Origin of the sequence: Natrialba sp. SSL1, from assembly GCF_001861355.1 — an archaeon.
Taxonomy (GTDB): Archaea; Halobacteriota; Halobacteria; order Halobacteriales; family Natrialbaceae; genus Natrialba.
The window spans coordinates 1-17,108 of sequence record NZ_MASN01000018.1 but is presented as its reverse complement, the minus strand read 5'-3'; the positions used below and the strand labels follow the sequence as shown (position 1 = coordinate 17,108).

Below are 17,108 nucleotides of genomic sequence, written 5' to 3'. Positions count from 1 at the left end.
AAATAGTTATGAATGTTTCGTTTTAGGTCTACCAAAAAAGTGTGGCGGGGTGGGACACTCGAGTACGACCGACCACAAAATGCGCGACTAACAGCAGAGAGTGGCGTCAGAGTTCGCCGAGTTGCTGCTTCTTGCGCATCAGGTAGAGGAAGTACGGGCCACCGATGAGACCGGTGACGATGCCGACCGGAATCTGTACCGGGTTGAGTGCGAGGCGCGCGCCGACGTCGGCCGAGACCATCAGCGCCGGACCGACGAAGAGACAGCCGATCATCAGCTTCTTGTGGTCGCTGCCGACGACGTTGCGGACGATGTGCGGGACGATCAGCCCCACGAAGCTGACGATGCCGGCGACGGCGATGCTCGAGGCGGCGGCGAGGACGGCGAGCCCAGACAGGCCGAACCGGACGCGCTCGACGGACATTCCGAGTGCGGAAGCCGTCCCTTCACCGAGCAAGAGGACGTCGAGCTGGCGCGAGCTGAGGTACGCCAGGCCGACGGAGACCGTCGTCCACGGCAGGGCCATCCGGACCTCCTGCCAGCCGACGCCGGACAGCGAGCCGTTGAGCCACGAGATGGCCTGCTGGACGACGCCGATGTCGTCGGTAAAGACGAACAGTGCGGTCTGGAACGAACCACAGACGGTGCCAACGATGACGCCAGCCAGCACCAGCCGAACGGGGCTCGTGCCGTTGTTCCACGCGATGAGATACACCAGCAGGAACGCACCTGCACCGCCTGCAGCGGCCACCAGCGGCAGGAACGTGGTCAGACCGGAGAAGACGGTGAGCACCACGAGCACCATTAGGCCGGCACCCGACGAGACGCCGAGAATGAAGGGACTCGCGAGTTCATTGCGCGTCACGGCCTGGAAGATCGCGCCGGAGATGGCGAGGCTCATCCCGACCAGAATCGCGACGATCACGCGCGGCAGGCGCAGATCCCAGACGATGTGCGTCTCCGTCGACAACTCTGGTAACTGGGACACCTCGTAACCGGTGAGCGTCTCTAGCATCCCCTCACCGAGGAAGAAGTTGAGCAGCCACCGGTAATCGAAGATGACCGTCGGATCGAACAGCGCGCGCCACGCCTGGGGTATCGACATCGAGTACGCACCGAAGCTCAGCTGTACGAGCCCGCTCAGAACGATAATAGCGGTTCCTCCGAGACAGAGCGACCAAAGCTTCGGGTCCGAGAACGGCCGTCGCGAACCGCGGGACCGCCCGTGGTCTGTCGCGTCACTCGAGTGCGTCTCAGACATTGCGGGTGGGCCCCTGTTCCTGGTCCGGTCCCCATCTGTGCGCTTCGTTCGACGTGTCACCGCCCGAGACCGGCCGTCCGTACAGATGGCGAGTGTCGGTCGAGCGTGTGACTGTGGACTCCGGTCGATCAACTGCGACCGAGAGAGAGCTAATCGATTTCCGTTCCATAACTTTTCGGCAAGCCTAAAACGATATATGTGTTTTTATTTTGGGTGGCCTAAAACTATCGAAGGTGTTCGGTTCGACTGGCTGTTTGACCACGGTTACAGTAGTTCTCTCTGTCGGTACCGGAGTCGGGGCCACAAGAACGGTGAGCTGACGCTGGTCAGCAGCCGGTCAGTGATCGGACGTAGTCAGTGATCGAAGGTCCCATCTAGAATAGCGCGTGCAAACAGTGTCATGTACTCGATGCGTGGCAGCCACTCCGAGAGTTCGTCGGCGTCAGTAGCACTGGCAGTGCGGTCACCAGCAGTCTCAGCCTCAGTTGCAACCTCAGCAAGCGTTTCGACCTCGTGACGGTACAAATCTGCCCAGACGGTTGCCAGCAAAAACGCCGCGTGAGCGCGATAGTACCGCTCGTGATCGACCGTTCTCCCGGTCTGTTGCTCGTATCTGTCGATCAGCTCCTCGCGTGATGGACTACCCGGATTCGCCGTGTAGGGTGCGAGTCCGTGCTCGTTCAGTTGGCTGATCTCCTCGAGCGCGTCGTCACTCGCGCGTGTCTCGAGATCGGCAAGCGAGAGTGTTGGATCGCCCTCGTCACGCCAGCGCAGGAGCAGGTAGCCCAGTTCGGTGTGCGGGTCGCCGAGCATCGCCGTTTCCCAGTCGAGAACACCGGTGATCCGGGGATTGGTTTCGCCGGCGAAGAGGAGATTGCTCGGCCTGAAATCGCCGTGGACGACCGTCGTCTCCGTCTCGGACGGGGCGGGCGCATTCTCCTGCAACCGCTCCCCAGTTCCCCGGAGCATCGGCAGTTCGTGGCCGACCACGCTTTCTGCGGCCCGCACTCGCTCCAGCGCTCGGGTCACCTGTTCGCGCGGGGACTGGTACTCGCAGACGCCTTCGAACCGGGTCGTCTCGAGTGCGTGAATCTCGGCGAGCGCATCGACCACGGCCGTCGCCACTCGCTCCCGTGCCGCTGGTCGTTGGAACCGTTCCGGGAGTGCGGTTCCAAGCGGGATCGACTCGCCATCGAGGTGTGTCATCACGACGAACGGCCCGCCGATAATCGACGGGTCGTCGCAGTAGTGTACCGGCTCCGGCGCGTCGACCGGCGTCTCTCGCAGCCGGTCGAGAATACGGTACTCTTGTCGAAGGTCGACGAAGAGCCCCGTCTGTCGCAACTTGTTGGGGCGTCGCACAACGTAGGCGTCCGCCTCGGTTGCCGTCGACACCGAGCAGATGAGGTTGAGTCCGTTGTCGATGACCGTGCTGTCGGTCACCTCACGGTCGAGTTCCGTAGTGAGAGAGGACTCGAGTGCCTCCGTCTCGAGTTCGTCTCGGCTCGGCGACATTGGACTGACAGAATCACGGCGCTCGAAAAAGCGTTCTGGTGGTGTGAGGGGCGGTCACGAGAGACTGTAGTATCCTGTGGCGACGGACTGGTGGGGTGTTTCGGTATACCATCTGCGCCAAAGTGCGAACGCGGGTACGCGGCTGGTACACCCGCGTGTAAGAATTATAGCTACACGCGTCATCCAACCGCTATGTCAACGGGGAGTGGCGGTGATGACGATACCGACAGCGGCGACATCGACGACGAGGATGAGGACACCGTTGCCACCACTCCGACCACCGCCACCAACACCACTCCCAGTGTCTCCTTCGATCGACTCCTCCCTGCTCGCTCTCGACTCGTGTGGTGGTTCCTTGCACTTATCGTGGCCGCCATCTTGCTCTGGCTCCTGCTCGCGTACCTCGGCATCGTTGCCTTCGGTCTCTTTCTCTACTACGTCGGCCGCCCCGCGGCACGGCGACTCGAGTCCACCGTCGGTACGACCGCCCGCGCCGCCATCCTGACGATTCTGCTTGGTATCGTCCCACTCGTCGCGTTTCTGGGCACCATCGTCGCCATCGCGATCGGGCAGGCACTGACACTCACCGACGCCGACGTAGACCAGGCACTCGAGACGCTGGCTCCCGGACTCGGCCTCGTCCTCGATCGACCGCCGGAGTCACCGGCGGAGCTCGCGTCGATGCTCGTCGACCGACTCCGGCCGGCCGATGCCACGGCGCTACTCGAGTACGGGACGGGTGTGCTCGCCCAACTCGCGACGCTTGTGTTCACGGTGACGCTCCTGTTTGCGTTCGTCTACCTGTTGTTGTGCTACGATCGGGTGATCGCGGGCTGGCTTCGCTCGCTCGGCGACCGCCGCGACGCGACGGGACTGCAGTACCTCCGCGGTGTCGACCGGGAACTGAGTCAGGTCTACGCGGGCCAGATGCTGACCGTGGTCGGTGTCGTGGTGCTCGCCTGGGTACTCTTTCGAGCGCTGAATCTCGTCGCACCGGCTGCGGTCGCAGTTCCAGTGCCGATCCTGCTCGCGATTGTCATCGGGATAGCCTCGTTTATTCCGCTCGTCGGTCGCTCGCTGGTCTACATCCCGCTGGTTGCCTACCTCGCGATCCGTGCGCTCCAGACCGACCCCCAGACCCTGTGGGTGCCCGCCGCAGTGGCCGTTCTCGGTTGGGTCGTCATCGATCCCATCATCCGCTACTGGGTGCGACCGTCGCTCTCGAGTCACGGCACGCCCTCGAGTGTGATGCTCGTCGGATACCTCGTGGGCGGCGCGACCGTCGGCTGGTACGGCGTCTTTCTCGCGCCGCTGATCGTCGTCGCCATTCGGCGGTTTCTCACCGTTATTTTTCCGCGTCTCGTTCGCGGCGAGGCACTTTCCGGGGCGACGAAGTGAGTGAGCGTTGCAAGTGTTGGGACAGCGTCGGTTGATTTTCTACCGTCTCCCCGACTCGACTCTCACTCGTTTTTAGAAAATCGCTTAAATCGTTGTATCGGGTAGTGGCCGTGAATGCCTGCTCCTCCGCGAACGGATTCCGGCGAGTCGTCCGTGTCGGACGCTCGACGGCACCGTGAACACGTCATCCGCGAGATCCGACAGCGTGCACTCGAGTACGCATGCCTCGATCGGTTTCTGGACGACGTGAGCGACCGTATTGTAACTGCAGTCGACGTGACAGCACTGTCGGTACTCGAGTTCGACGACGTCTCGGTGGAGAAGTCGGACGGTGCTGGGGCTGAGTCTGACGCTGACGACGAGCGTGCGACCCGAATCGCGCGGACTGCGACTGTCCGCGCAGTGGCAACGTCTGGAGAAGCGGCCCCACCGGAGAGCAGTGATGAAACCGCAATTGGGTGTTCGCGGTCCGTTACTCACGGCCTCGCCGGTCGGGCACTCGAGTCGGCTGCGCCGGTCGTGGGTGCGGTGTCCGATGACGACCCCGGGTTCGTTGCCGTTGGGTCGATGAGCGGAGGGGATCGAGACGAAGGGAAAGATGGAGATTGGGTCGAAGGTAGCGATGGAGGTGGGGGCGGAGACGAAAATAGAGATAGAGATAGAAATAGAGATGGAATCGAAGGTGAAGGGAGAGGTAGAGGTAGAGATGTAAATGGGGACGAAGGTGGAGAAAGAGATGGAGTCGAGGGCAGAGACGACGATGCTGACGCCGGTTCAGCACAAGGATGTGTGATTCGTCTCGGTGGTGCTGGTTCCGCTGAGTGTGACCGCGACCGTGGCCGTGGTCGCAGCCATGATCGTGAGGACGGACCCAACGATGCGTCTGAAACCAACGACCAGTTCACGTCTGCGTTTGAGTCCGAACACAGCCAGCCGTGGGGGCTCCTCACCCTCACCCTTCCCACCGACACCACCCACCAGTTCACCGAGGACGACCTCGCCTTCCTCCAGCGCATTGGCACCGTACTCGAGTCCGCCATCCGAAACGTCCAGGCCAAACAACGTCCAGAACCGGAGTGTACAGCAACCGGGGCGGGCTTCAGCACGCACGAACGGGTAGTGCAAGCGCTCGAAACAGCGAGTGAGGGGATCAGTCTGCTCGATGAGGAAGGCACCTTCGTCTACGTAAACTCGGCGTACGCGGAGCTCTATGACTACGAACCGGAGACGATGATCGGTATGCATTGGGAGCGGCTGTATCCCGAAGGGATGACCGACGAGATCTACGAGGACGTGGTCTCGACGGTACAGGAGGGCGAGGCCTGGTCGGGCGAAACCGTCGGGCTGCGACGAGACGGTAGTCAGTTCATCGAGGATCACTACCTCGCGCCGACCGACGACGGCGGTATGGTCTGTGTCGTCCGCGACGTGACGAAACGACGCCAACTCGAGGAGGAACTCGACGAAGTCCACACCCGGATCACGGACGCGTTCATCGGTATCGACACGGACTGGACGTTCACGTACGTAAACGACAGTGCGGTCGACCTCCTCGACGCGTCCGACGAGGCGCTCGTCGGGCAGTCGTTCTGGTCGGTCTTCCCCGATGCAGACGATGTCGAGTCGACACTCCGGCAGGCAGCAACCACGCAAGAACCTGTTTCATTCGAAGCGAACGTGCCAGCACTCGATGCATGGGTCGAGATCAACGCCTATCCGTCGGAGACCGGGCTGTCGGTCTATCTCCGTGACGTGTCTGCCAGAAAGGAGACCAAACAGGAGCTACGAAAGAGCAATCACGCGCTTCAGCGACTGTACGAAATTACTGCCGATCGGGAGCGCTCGTTCGAGGAGAAAGTCGACGATCTCCTCGAACTCGGCCGCGAGCGCCTCGACCTGCCCGTCGGCTTCGTCTCAGCCATCGACGCCGATCGCAACCGGTTCGAAGTCGCCCAGTCTATCGGCGGCAGGGAGATCGAACCGGGTGCGACCGCACCACTGTCGGAGACGTACTGCCGAGAGACGATCGACACCGACGACCTGCTCGTCCTCATCGACTCCCCGCCGGCAGAGACCGTCTCCGACGCCGCCTACGAGCGCTGGGACTTCGACGCCTACGTCGGCGGCAAGGTCATGGTCGACGACACGCTCTACGGCACGCTCTGTTTCGCCGGCGAGGACGAACGCCCCGCGCCCTTCTCGCCTGCAGAACAGCGCTTCGTCGAACTCGCAACCCAGTGGCTCAGCTACGAGTACGAACGCCAGCGCCGCCAGACCGAACTCGAGACGCTCGTCTCTAACCTCGAGTCCTCGAACGAACGCCTCGAACAGTTCGCCTACGCCGCTTCCCACGACCTGCAAGAGCCCCTTCGAATGGTCTCGAGCTACCTCCAACTGCTCGACAGCCGCTACCGCGACGAACTCGACGACGAGGGCGCAGAGTTCCTCGAGTTCGCCGTCAACGGGGCCGACCGGATGCGAGAGATGATCGACGGATTACTCGAGTACGCCAGAGTCGAGACCAGAGGGGAGCCACTCGAGCCGATCGATCTCGACACCATCGTCGAGGAGGTTCGCAAGGACCTCCAGGTACAGGTGACAGAGCGCGATGCGGAGATTACGGTCGAGTCGCTGCCGCGCGTGCAGGGTGACGAGTCCCAGCTCCGCCAAGTTGTGCAGAACCTTCTCAGCAACGCACTCGTGTACAACGACGAGGGGGCACCAGCCGTGCACGTGAGCGCAGAGCGGCGGACGTGGGACGACGAGTGTGTGATCTCGATTGCGGACGACGGGATCGGGATCGACGCGGACGATCAGGAGCGGATCTTTTCGGTCTTCGACCGCCTCCACAGCCGCGAGGAGTTCGAGGGGACTGGAATCGGACTCGCGCTCTGCCAGCGGATCGTCGAGCGCCACGGTGGCACCATCTGGGTCGAGTCCGAACCCGGAGACGGAACGACGATTTCGTTTACACTGCCGCTGGCGGACTAACATCGTATTGGCTGCTCTCGGCAGTGTCGGTTCCTGGCTCGCTCTCGCTCAGACCGGAGCACCGCGACCGTTCGAGTCCAGCCTCGTTCGAGGCCACATAACAAAACATATGTTGTGCCCGACGCCTCTGGAAAAAAGAGTCTCTTCCGATGGTTCTGGCCGCCTCCGCGACGGCGACGCTACGAGCAGCCCTGCGCGAGCGCGTCCGCATCGACACCCGCACACTCGCGCTCTTTCGGATCGCCCTCGCACTGTTGATTCTCGTCGATCTCTTCCTTCGCGCTCGGAATTTCTCGTACTTCTACACCGAGGCCGGTCCGGTCCCCCAGTCGCTCGCAACCGCCGCCCTGTCGACTGACGCGCCGTCGGTGTACTTCCTCACCACCGATCCCACTGGGACGGCGGCGCTGTTCGTCGTCCACGGCGTGCTCGCCGTCCTGTTGCTCGTCGGCTACTACACTCGAGTCGCGACCGCGCTGTCGCTCGTGTTCGTTCTCTCGCTCGACCTGCGGAACCCACTGGTGCTGAGCTACGCCGACACGCTGTTCGTCTGGCTGCTCTTCTGGGCGATCTTCCTCCCGCTCGGGGAACGGTGGTCGATCGACGCCGTCCACGCTGACCGGGAACGGAGAGCGAGCGTCGCGAGCATCGGCACGGCGCTCGCACTCCTCCAGATGATCACGATGTACACGGTCAACGGCTATCACAAGTCCGGCTCTACCCTGTGGCCGAGCGGCGAGGCGGCCGTCCTCGTCTTCGGCCTCGACGATATGACGTTTCTCCTCGCGGACTCCCTCCACGCGGTCCCGTCGTTGCTTCAAGCCGGCGGTTTCGCGTGGTACTACATGCTCTGTCTCTCCGGCCTGCTCGTCCTCGCGCGCGGTCGCCTCCGAACGGGGCTCGTCTCGATCTACATGGTCGCCCACCTGTCGTTCGCCGTCACCGTCCGCATCGGTGCGTTCGCGTTCGTCGCGCTCGCCGGACTCATCCTCTTTCTCCAGTCGTCGTTCTGGGACGACCTCTCGGCCGTCGCACAACGGCTCTCGCTTTCGACGACGAGCGGCGAACCCACGACCGCGAACAGAGCGGTCCGAACTCGGCTCCCACTCGCTCGCCACCACCGACTCTCCGACCGTCTTCCAGCACTACCTGCAATCGCCGCCCGCCTGCCACGGCTCGAACTCGAGTACGCTGCAACTCTCGGACACCGACTTCGACACGATCCGGCACGGACGGCGATGGCTGCTATCATCGCGATTGGGGTCGTTATCGCGCTGGTGTCGGTACTCTCTGCGGGTGGGCTGGTCGGTGACCATGACGAGGTCGATCCGGTCGCGGAGATCGAACGAGGCGCGACCGGGTTCGTCGACCACCAGACTGAGTGGAGTATCTTTGCTCCGGAGCCACGGACGACGGACCGGTACTACGTCTTCCCGGCAGTGACCGCCTCTGGGGAGCGCCTCGACGTGTACAACGATCGTGAACTGACGTTCGACCGTCCCTACGAGAATCTCCAGCAGCAGTACGAGACGTACCGCGAGCGCTTCTATATGAACAGCGTCGGAGCGACGGAGCCGCCTGAGACGACCGCCCTGCTGGCCGAACACATCTGCACCGAGTGGAACGAGGCCCACGACGGCGGCGACGAACTCACGCACCTCACGATGTATCAGGTACAGGAGGAGGTAACCCGCGAGACGATCGGGACACCGGACGAGCGCGAGCGCTCGGCGGTGGTGCTACACAGACACGGCTGCGGTGACAACGAGCCGATCGAAATTGTAGACTCCGAGTGGAATAACGATAATGAGAGTGGGCTGCCGTAGTTCGGGGCCGCGCCTCAGTCACCACTGACGCGAGCCCCGATCGAGATGCTTCGCACGCCGTAGCGCTGACACGCACCCTGTGCACGCTCCGAGGTAAACTCGTACTGCGGGTTCGCCCGCATTACGTGTACATCGATGCCGGGCCGTTCGATCACGTCGGTGTAGTCGTCGAGCTGCATCGCCCCGCCGATACACGACGCCCAGAGATCCACGTCGTTCTTGATCCGCTCCGGCATGTGCTCTCGACTGACGATATCCGAAAGAGCGATCCGACCGTCCGGCGCGAGGACGCGCTTGACCTCCTCGAACACCTGCTCTTTCTGCGCCGAGAGATTGATCACCCCGTTCGAGAGGACGACATCGAAGGTATCGTCGCCGAACGGAATTTCCTCGATGTGGCCGCGTTCGAACGAGACGGTATCCATCCCCGCCTCGTCGCGAGCAGCACGTGCGTTCTCGAGTTGTTCGTCAGTCATATCGAGGCCGACGACGCGCCCCTCGCTACCGACGTGGAGGGCTGCGACGAAGGTGTCGGTCCCCGACCCGCTCCCCAGATCGAGCACCGAATCACCGGGGCGCAACGATGCCATATCTATGTGGTAGCCAACGCCGGCGAACGACGCGAGCGCACGCGCTGGAATCCGGTCGAGATCTGCCGTTGGATACCCCAGTTGCTCCGCCAGCGGTCGTCCCATCTCGAAGTGGTACTCCGCGTCCGGCTCCGTCGCGACCGCTCGATACAGTGTCGTTACCTTCTCCTCGAGTTCCTGTTCGTCGAGTTTGTATGCCATAGTGACCGTTTTGCGGGTTGTCTCCCGCCCTGTTCGACTGTTTCCGGGTTCTGTTTTCTTGCTTTCCTGACTCCCCGTTCTTGCCCTCTCGCTACTGTTTGTGTTCGTGCTCGTGTTCCTGTTCGCCCACCGGAACACTGACCGTCTCGACGTGCTGTTCTTCGATCTCCTCGAGTGTGAACTCCTTGCCGTGCTGTTCGGCGACGTGGTCGCGTGTGATCTCGAGTAGCCGGCCTCTGTCGTCCTCCTCAGTTCGTAGTTTGAAGACACAACCCGAGACAGCCGTGTCGCAGGCTACCTCGAGTGCTGTCGTCGTCTCCTCGTCGTGAACGTTTGCTGTCATGCGTGTTCGTCCTCCGAGTGTCGGTACGGTTAAGAGCCGCATGTAGTCATCCGACACCCAAACCGCACGCAGTGCATGACGGGCAGGCGATGACGCGGATGCAGGTGCTGCACGACGTGCACGGTATGATCGGCTTGCAACACATGAGAGAGTGAGAATCACGGAACAGGGAGAAACAGGACCGGAACAAACCGGAGAGGCTGAAACCACACCAACCGCATGCACAGTATACCGTACCGTTACTCGAGTTCCGGGCCAGTCGCGAGCGGACGTGCCTCGCGGCGGAACTGCTCGTAGGTGTCCTCGGCCCAGCGACGGGCCGCTGGCGTCTCCGTGTCGACGAACACCTTGACAGTCCCGCTGTCCTGATTGTAGCCGCTGATACCGACGCGGTGTTCGAAGAGGCTGATGCCGTAGGGTGGCACCTCCCTATGGAGCAACACCGTGAGATTCCCGCTTTCGAGGGCCTCTCTCGAGAGATCCGGATGTGTGCGTCGAACGGCGGCTGCGACGTGTGGTGGATCGATAATCTCCGTTTCCATGCCGTCGAGAATGCGCTGGCAAAACTCCTCCCGGCAGGGATCGAGCAACCCCAGATCGAAACCGAGGAATCGAAACGTCTCCGTCTCCCGGAGCAGTTCGACGAAGCGGTTGACAGGCCGGTACGGATCACTCGTCTCTGCAACCGTTACGACTGCATCAGCACCGATTTCGATGGGAAACTCGTTCGCCTCAATCGGAAGCCACTCCCAGACGTCCCGCAGCGTCCGTTCGGTTTCGATCCGCTCGAGAAGGTCACTGAGCCCCGCAGCGACGAACGAACCCAACTGCGTCGCTCTGTACTCGTCCCCATCACGAACGATCCAGTGACGGGCTTCGAACTCCCGGAGCGTTCGCCCGACTGTCGACATCGACGCACCGGTCTCCGTCCGCAGTGCCGCCCGACTCTGTGGGCGCTCGGCCAGGGACTCGAGTACGGTGACACGATGTGGCGAACGAGCCAAGAACTCGATGTCGTCGAGCGCCGTATCTGTGGTGTGTGGTAACATAAGACTAGTACTGGCCAGGAGACTATAGCTCTGCGGCGTCGCGGTGGTTGGGTGGTTCGATAGTCCGGTGATTCGATGGGCGGTCGGTTGGTGGTAGTCGATACTTGGTAGTCGATAACATACTACCCCCATGGGCTCCAATCGCGACCGACAGTCGCCTGACGACGATGAGCTCGGGAGTGAGATTGACGATGATATTTCGACGATGAGTTCCGTCCTCGGGGACGCCTATCGGGGAGAACTCGACCGGGAAACAACCTGGCGAGACCGCCTCGATCAGACGACTACCTGGAGCGTTACCGTGATGGCTGCGATTCTCACGTGGGCCTTCTCGAGTCCGGATAATCCACACTATATCATCCTGGTTGCCGTGCTGGCGGTGTCGACGTTCCTCGTTATCGAAGCACGCCGGTATCGCGACTACGATGTTTATCGCTCGCGTGTGCGTCTCTTTCAGAAGAATTTACTCGCAAATGCGCTTGACCCATCGCAGGAACTCGAACACGAGGAGTGGCGGAGTGAACTGAGCGAGGACTACCAGCGGCCGACGGTAAAAATCTCGTTCTTTGAGGCGATCAGCAACCGTCTTCGACGGATCTATTTCGCGTTACTGTTCGTCCTCCTGTTGGCCTGGATCTTCCGCGTCACTGCGTTTGCGTCCGGCGAGAGCTTTCGAACCGTCGCAACGATTGGGGAGCTACCCGGCGGGGCAGTCTCCGTACTTGTGGGCGTGTTCTATGCCGCGATACTGGTACTCACACTGTGGCCACACGAACGCGAGGCGATGGGTGAGTTTCGGGATGACGACCAACAGACGTGGAAAGACACGGGATAAACCACTATTTGCTATACGAAATTGAGGCTTTGTTGCAGTCAGAGCCAAAGTGCGAAACTAGAGCGACGACGGTCTCTCGACTTGAGAACGCCGGCACATCCCTCAACCGAGACGCCAGCGTAGCGAAGTCAGTTCAACGGATGCCTGTCGATACCCATGCTGAGTACGACCGTCGTGCCCAACTCGACCGACTCAAGAACGCGAGCGCAGACGAAGACGTCCTCGTCTCGATTGTCGTCCCGCCGAGCGAATCGATCGGTGCGGCTCGCCAGCCCGTCGAAACCGACTACGCCGAGGCGACAAAACTCGACGAACAGGCACTCGACGCACCGTTAGTTGACGCGCTCGAGGCCGCCCGTCAGGAGCTTGGCGACTACGACGCAGTGCCGGAAAACGGCCTCGCCATCTACACCGGCGTCGTCGACGCCGACCTTCTCACGGTCGTCTTCGATGATCTCCCGCTCGCAGTCGATGACCTACTCTACGAGCACCACAACGAGTTCAATCTCGAGCCGCTAACGGCTGTCACCGAGGACGAATCAACGTACGGCCTTCTCGTCGTCGAGCGCGGGGGTGCAGCCTTCGGCCGCTACGAGGGCGAAACCGTCGAGGTGATCGACTCGTTCGATAGCGACGTTCCCGGAAAGTCGAGCGCCGGCGGCCAGTCTGCTGATCGGTTCGAACGTGACCGCGAACGACAGAAACGCGAGTTCTTCGACGAGGTCGCAGACCGCGCAGCACGAACGTTTCTGGACGACGACGCGGTCGACGGTATCCTCCTCGGTGGCACGACCGGCACGATCGAACGGTTCCGCGAGGAAGCTGACCTCGACCACCGCTTCGACGACCAGGTCATCGGTGAGTTCAGCGTCGAGTACGCATCGGAGCAGGGACTTCGCCAACTCGCCGAAACGGGCCAGCAAGCGATCGACGAAACGGATCACGAACACGCTCGTGAGACACTCTCGGAGTTCTTTGACCGCGTACAGACCGACGGCGATACGATCGCATACGGGATGGACGAGGTCGACGAGGCACTCGAGTACGACGCGGTCGAGACGGTGTTACTGTCGACGGCACTCGAGGGGACGGCGATGCAATCGGTCGGTGACCGGGCGGTCGACCAGGGTGGCGAGACGGTGATCGTGCCGGACGACTTTGCCGATGGGAGCCGGTTCGTCGATGCGTTCGACGGAATTGCTGCGTTGCTTCGGTTCCCGATCGAGTGAGGTGAGGAGTGAGACCGGCGCTCGAGATCAGATAATTCAGTTCGGTGGGTTTTGCTGGTCGTTGCTGGTTGGGTTTACCAGAGCAATCCGTTCGAGCGTCCGAACGTGATCGGTGGTCACACAGAAACGTGTCTGACTTGAATGTATATATGGTATTTGTCACATTTGTCAGCGAGATAGTCGGTCCTCAGATGGTGTATGCCCCCGGAGAACAGTCCACTATTCGACACCGCTACTCACACGACGATCGGACTCGCGGAGTACACTCGAGTACCGATGGTGTGGATGAGAGTGAGTGCTGATGGATGGGGTGTGAGAGTGGGGTGAGTGTAAATAGGAGTGGGTACGAACACGTCTCCGTGTGGATACCCGTGGATGAACATGGTAGAACGGTTTTACCACCCGATTTGCGGAACGGTGAGCAGGGGCAGGAAGCAGGGAAGGAGACAGTGGACAGCGGACTGCGGACGGGGACGGGGACGACAGATTACTCGTCTGACTCCGCACACCGGCAGCCACCCTGGTCCAGCAGATCGCGGATCGTATACTGTTGTTTGCAGTCCTCGCAGGTCACCGTCACCGTCACGAGGACGTTGAACTCCCCAATATCGAGGACGTCACTTCGCTCGAGTTGGGCGACCGTATCCTCCGTCACCGCTGCGGTCCGGTTTCGGAGCGCGCCGAGTTTATTTCGGCTACGTTCGAGTCGCTCCTCGTCGCTCGGCGACTCGAGCGAGGCTTCGAGACAGCCCGTCAGGTGGTTGTAGACGGTCTGGTGCGAGACGAAATCGCTCTCGACGTCCTCGACTGGGACGGCGTCGCGCTCGAGTTCCTTGCGTGTCTGGACGCGTGTCCCGCTGCTGACGTCGTCGCCGGTGAGCAGCCGGTACGTGTTCTCGACCTCGCCGTCTTTGTACTGCAGCCCTGCGTCGTCGAGGGCGGCCTCGAGCACACGTTGGTTGACGTGTTCTGCGAGGTCTCGCGTGCTGTATCGGTCGTCGGTTCTGTCGGTCCAGTAGCTAACGAGTTCCTCGTCCAGCCCGATCAGATCGTACTGCTCGGCGATCCGTCCGACCTTGCAGCCACACGCTGAACTCGCCGCTGCGTCGAGAGTTCGCTCGGTCACTGTCCGAACGGTACTCCAGTGAGCGAGAAAAGCGTTCCGACCGCGGTGTTTACAGCAATACGTCCGTAATGCGAGGGTTGTCGACGGAGCTGTCGCTGCGTTCTCGAGCCGCTGACTATCCGCTTTTCCTACTTATCTTGTTCCTGTCTCTTTCTTCTTCATCCCAGGTGTGAATCATATCTGTAGTCCTCTGTTGCCAACGAGACGGACAGATAAGAGAGTACGAGTCGCATCGATTCGACTGCTCTTCGCCACCATTTACAGTCGTAAGATTGTAAATTGACTGTATCAAACGGTGCTCTCTGCCCAGTCGAGACTGAGAGTGACTCAGAGTTCTTCTGACGGCGAGGACGGCTCGACGACCAGTACCCGGAGATCGTTGACGTTCGTTCCGGTTGGACCAGTTCGGACAAGTGCCTCTTCGTCCTCGAGGACGGCACACGCATCGTTTCGCGCGAGTGCATCGTGGGCGTCCGTCCGCGTTCGCCCTCGATTTTGATCGGACTCGCCGTCTGCTTCGAGCGCACTCGGTCCCACTGTGGTCGCGTCCACAAGCGCACCCGCGACATGGGTTGTGCCGTCGATACCATCGGTGTCGACACTGCCGACGACGATGCCGTCGGACTCGAGTGCAAGCGCGCTCGTGAGTGCGAACTCCTGGTTTGGCCCGCCGCGACCGGGCTCCTCACAGAGGGTTACGGTCGTCTCGCCACCGGAGAGGAGAACGGCAGGCGGGGAACACGGCTCGCCGGTGCGGCGACACTCTTCGGCGATGGCGACGTGTGTCTGGGCCGCCTCGCGGGCTTCACCGCGGACACGTGAGGCGAGCACGAGTGGTGTGTACCCCCGATCGCGTGCGGCGTCACGGGCTGCCTCGAGTGCGACGCGCCCGTTTCCGATAACGTGTGTGCTCGTCCGATCGAAGCAGTTGGCGTCCGTCTCGAGCGTTGGCGTCTCCGGGAGTGCTCCGGCGTGGCCGTGCTCGAGGTGGGCGACGACGGCGTCGGGTGCGTCGATCTCGTAGCGCTCGAGGACGGCGAGTGCGTCGCCGTAGGTTGTCGGGTCCGGTACCGTCGGTCCGCTGCCGATCACGCTGGGATCATCACCGACGACATCGCTCAGCGCGAGCGTGACGACGGTTGCAGGTGCCGCGGTTCGGGCGAGTTGACCGCCCTTGATCGCCGAGCAGTGCTTTCTGACGGCGTTGATCTCGTCGATCGGTGCACCGGCACCAAGCAGGGCCGTCGTCACCTGCTGCAGGTCGGACACCGAGAGTGACGCGGCTGGCGCAGCGAGCAGCGCACTCGCGCCGCCAGTGACGACAACGAGCAGTAACTCGTTCTCACCGGCAGCCGCTGCGGCCTCGAGCACCTGCTTCGTGTGTTGAACACCGGTTTCACTCGGAATCGGGTGCGCTCCCTCACGAACAGCGACGATGTCGCTCTCGACCGGGTTGTCGGTCACGACGACGCCCGTCGTAAGTCGGTCTTCGATAACGGCGCTCCCCTCGAACTCCGTTTCAAGCGCGCATACGAGCTGTGCAGCCGCCTTCCCACCGCCAACGACCGTGATCCGTTCGTACTGTGACAGATCGTACGAGGTTGTGTCGCTTTCGCTCCCGGTCACGTCCGTCACGGTTAGCACGTCGTTTGCCACTGTACAGGTCTCCGCGATTCGCTCATCGGGCCGAGCCGCCTCGATCCCCGCGAGCAGGCACTCGAGTGCGACCTCGTGTGCGGCCGTCGGTGTGCGTGCTACCGGTCCATCACGGTCGGGCGGTGCGGATAGATGGTCGGGGGAGTCGCCGTCCATGCGTACCGCTTTGGGCGTCTCGGCGTATGTATTTACCGTGCAGCGCTACGTGGGCACGGTTCTGATGAGTGGGCTTCGTTTGATAGCTTCAAATATTAGTGCCCGAAATAAGCGAGTTGTGAACAATCCCCACTCTCGGATGGGACGGAATTTATCGACACCTCGTCGTTTTCTGGCGTCTTACTCGAAAGGGTGGCCAGCAACCAGACGCGAATTCTGTTTCATACTCTCAAATGCCACTTCGGCACGCGATCGAACTGGCTCTATGGGGCTGTTCAGACCGGGAATTGTAGACAGTCGTTGTCTTCTGGACCGATACTGTAACAACCAGTCGGTTATAACGGTGCAATGACAACAACCGTCACGGCAGGTACTTCGTTTGTAGCTATCAAATTCGGATCGGGATACTGTGTTGGTCGCCATGACGGTCCGTCGAAGGGGAAAGACTATGTCGACACCACAAGTTGCACTCTGTGTGAGCGACACTACCTCGAGTGAAGTCAATCTTCACTACATCGACGGTGAATGGGTCGAAGGAACCGGCTCGGAAACGTTCGAAAGCGAGAATCCGGCGACGGGCGAAACGCTGGCGACGTTCCAGCGCGGCACTGAAGACGACGTCGACGCCGCCCTCGAGGTTGCCGACGAGGCCTTCGAAGAGTGGCGAGAACTGTCCCACATCGACCGCGCGGAGTACCTCTGGGACATCTACCACGAACTGCGCGAGCGCCACGACGAACTCGGCGAAATCGTCTCGAAGGAGTGTGGCAAGGAAATCTCCGAAGGGAAAGCGGACGTCGCCGAGGCCTGGCATATGGTCGAGTGGGCGGCGGGCAACGCACGTCACCCGCACGGAGACGTGGTACCAAGCGAAGTAGGCAGCAAGGACGCCTACATGCGCCGGAAACCCCGCGGTGTCATCGGTTGCATCA

Annotated in this window: 13 protein-coding genes; 6 read left to right on the top strand and 7 right to left on the bottom strand. The window is 61.6% G+C overall.

What is annotated here, in order from left to right:
- Window positions 1-106: 106 nt before the first annotated feature.
- Together BBD46_RS04275 and BBD46_RS04270 are read right to left on the bottom strand one after the other, a co-directional pair.
- On the bottom strand, window positions 107-1,261 hold the full coding sequence (locus BBD46_RS04275; RefSeq protein WP_071400519.1) for a FecCD family ABC transporter permease: 1,155 nt from the start codon (window positions 1,259-1,261) through the stop codon (window positions 107-109).
- 354 nt (window positions 1,262-1,615) lie between these two features.
- Entirely contained in the window at window positions 1,616-2,776 is a 1,161-nt protein-coding gene (locus BBD46_RS04270; RefSeq protein ID WP_071400518.1) for a phosphotransferase family protein, read from the bottom strand.
- A 192-nt stretch (window positions 2,777-2,968) separates the two neighbouring features.
- Between BBD46_RS04270 and BBD46_RS04265 the strand changes: the two genes are divergently transcribed.
- The 3 genes from BBD46_RS04265 (at window position 2,969) to BBD46_RS04255 (ending at window position 8,991) form a co-directional block, all read left to right on the top strand.
- Complete coding sequence (locus tag BBD46_RS04265) at window positions 2,969-4,174, top strand: AI-2E family transporter (protein ID WP_071400517.1); 1,206 nt, start codon at window positions 2,969-2,971, stop codon at window positions 4,172-4,174.
- A 114-nt stretch (window positions 4,175-4,288) separates the two neighbouring features.
- Window positions 4,289-7,165 carry an ATP-binding protein gene (locus tag BBD46_RS21510; RefSeq protein ID WP_084777679.1) on the top strand — a complete coding sequence of 959 codons (2,877 nt, stop codon included), beginning with the start codon at window positions 4,289-4,291 and terminating at the stop codon, window positions 7,163-7,165.
- Window positions 7,166-7,314: 149 nt separating this feature from the next.
- Window positions 7,315-8,991, top strand: coding sequence for an HTTM domain-containing protein (locus BBD46_RS04255; protein WP_071400516.1), 1,677 nt, complete (start codon window positions 7,315-7,317; stop codon window positions 8,989-8,991).
- Between the two features lie 14 nt (window positions 8,992-9,005).
- Here the strand turns inward: BBD46_RS04255 and BBD46_RS04250 are convergent, their stop codons facing one another.
- From BBD46_RS04250 to BBD46_RS04240, 3 genes are all read right to left on the bottom strand, one after another.
- Window positions 9,006-9,782: a methyltransferase domain-containing protein gene (locus BBD46_RS04250; protein ID WP_071400515.1), complete on the bottom strand. Its 777-nt coding sequence runs from the start codon at window positions 9,780-9,782 to the stop codon at window positions 9,006-9,008.
- A 91-nt stretch (window positions 9,783-9,873) separates the two neighbouring features.
- Complete coding sequence (locus BBD46_RS04245) at window positions 9,874-10,125, bottom strand: hypothetical protein (protein WP_071400514.1); 252 nt, start codon at window positions 10,123-10,125, stop codon at window positions 9,874-9,876.
- A gap of 239 nt (window positions 10,126-10,364) precedes the next feature.
- A complete protein-coding gene (locus BBD46_RS04240; RefSeq protein WP_071400513.1) occupies window positions 10,365-11,174 on the bottom strand; it encodes a helix-turn-helix transcriptional regulator in 810 nt (269 codons plus the stop codon).
- 130 nt (window positions 11,175-11,304) lie between these two features.
- On the opposite strand from BBD46_RS04240, the gene BBD46_RS04235 reads away from it, so the two are divergent.
- The gene (locus BBD46_RS04235; RefSeq protein ID WP_071400512.1) at window positions 11,305-12,009 is read left to right on the top strand and encodes a DUF2270 domain-containing protein; all 705 of its coding nucleotides are present in this window, start codon (window positions 11,305-11,307) and stop codon (window positions 12,007-12,009) included.
- Between the two features lie 140 nt (window positions 12,010-12,149).
- Complete coding sequence (locus BBD46_RS04230) at window positions 12,150-13,238, top strand: Vms1/Ankzf1 family peptidyl-tRNA hydrolase (protein ID WP_071400511.1); 1,089 nt, start codon at window positions 12,150-12,152, stop codon at window positions 13,236-13,238.
- A 487-nt stretch (window positions 13,239-13,725) separates the two neighbouring features.
- Here the strand turns inward: BBD46_RS04230 and rdfA are convergent, their stop codons facing one another.
- Together rdfA and BBD46_RS04220 are read right to left on the bottom strand one after the other, a co-directional pair.
- Entirely contained in the window at window positions 13,726-14,364 is a 639-nt protein-coding gene (gene rdfA, locus BBD46_RS04225) for a rod-determining factor RdfA (protein WP_071400510.1), read from the bottom strand.
- Between the two features lie 327 nt (window positions 14,365-14,691).
- Window positions 14,692-16,176 (bottom strand): glycerate kinase type-2 family protein, encoded by a 1,485-nt coding sequence (locus BBD46_RS04220; protein WP_071400509.1) that lies wholly within the window; start codon window positions 16,174-16,176, stop codon window positions 14,692-14,694.
- 475 nt (window positions 16,177-16,651) lie between these two features.
- On the opposite strand from BBD46_RS04220, the gene BBD46_RS04215 reads away from it, so the two are divergent.
- The coding region (locus tag BBD46_RS04215; protein ID WP_139173495.1) for an aldehyde dehydrogenase family protein at window positions 16,652-17,108 on the top strand (457 nt) is incomplete at its 3' end.

Bases quoted from the DNA above. Each gene is read 5' to 3' on its own strand.
- BBD46_RS04275 (WP_071400519.1), bottom strand. From the start codon at position 1,261: ATGTCTGAGACGCACTCGAGTGACGCGACAGACCACGGGCGGTCCCGC.
- BBD46_RS04270 (WP_071400518.1), bottom strand. From the start codon at position 2,776: ATGTCGCCGAGCCGAGACGAACTCGAGACGGAGGCACTCGAGTCCTCT.
- BBD46_RS04265 (WP_071400517.1), top strand. From the start codon at position 2,969: ATGTCAACGGGGAGTGGCGGTGATGACGATACCGACAGCGGCGACATC.
- BBD46_RS21510 (WP_084777679.1), top strand. From the start codon at position 4,289: ATGCCTGCTCCTCCGCGAACGGATTCCGGCGAGTCGTCCGTGTCGGAC.
- BBD46_RS04255 (WP_071400516.1), top strand. From the start codon at position 7,315: ATGGTTCTGGCCGCCTCCGCGACGGCGACGCTACGAGCAGCCCTGCGC.
- BBD46_RS04250 (WP_071400515.1), bottom strand. From the start codon at position 9,782: ATGGCATACAAACTCGACGAACAGGAACTCGAGGAGAAGGTAACGACA.
- BBD46_RS04245 (WP_071400514.1), bottom strand. From the start codon at position 10,125: ATGACAGCAAACGTTCACGACGAGGAGACGACGACAGCACTCGAGGTA.
- BBD46_RS04240 (WP_071400513.1), bottom strand. From the start codon at position 11,174: ATGTTACCACACACCACAGATACGGCGCTCGACGACATCGAGTTCTTG.
- BBD46_RS04235 (WP_071400512.1), top strand. From the start codon at position 11,305: ATGGGCTCCAATCGCGACCGACAGTCGCCTGACGACGATGAGCTCGGG.
- BBD46_RS04230 (WP_071400511.1), top strand. From the start codon at position 12,150: ATGCCTGTCGATACCCATGCTGAGTACGACCGTCGTGCCCAACTCGAC.
- BBD46_RS04220 (WP_071400509.1), bottom strand. From the start codon at position 16,176: ATGGACGGCGACTCCCCCGACCATCTATCCGCACCGCCCGACCGTGAT.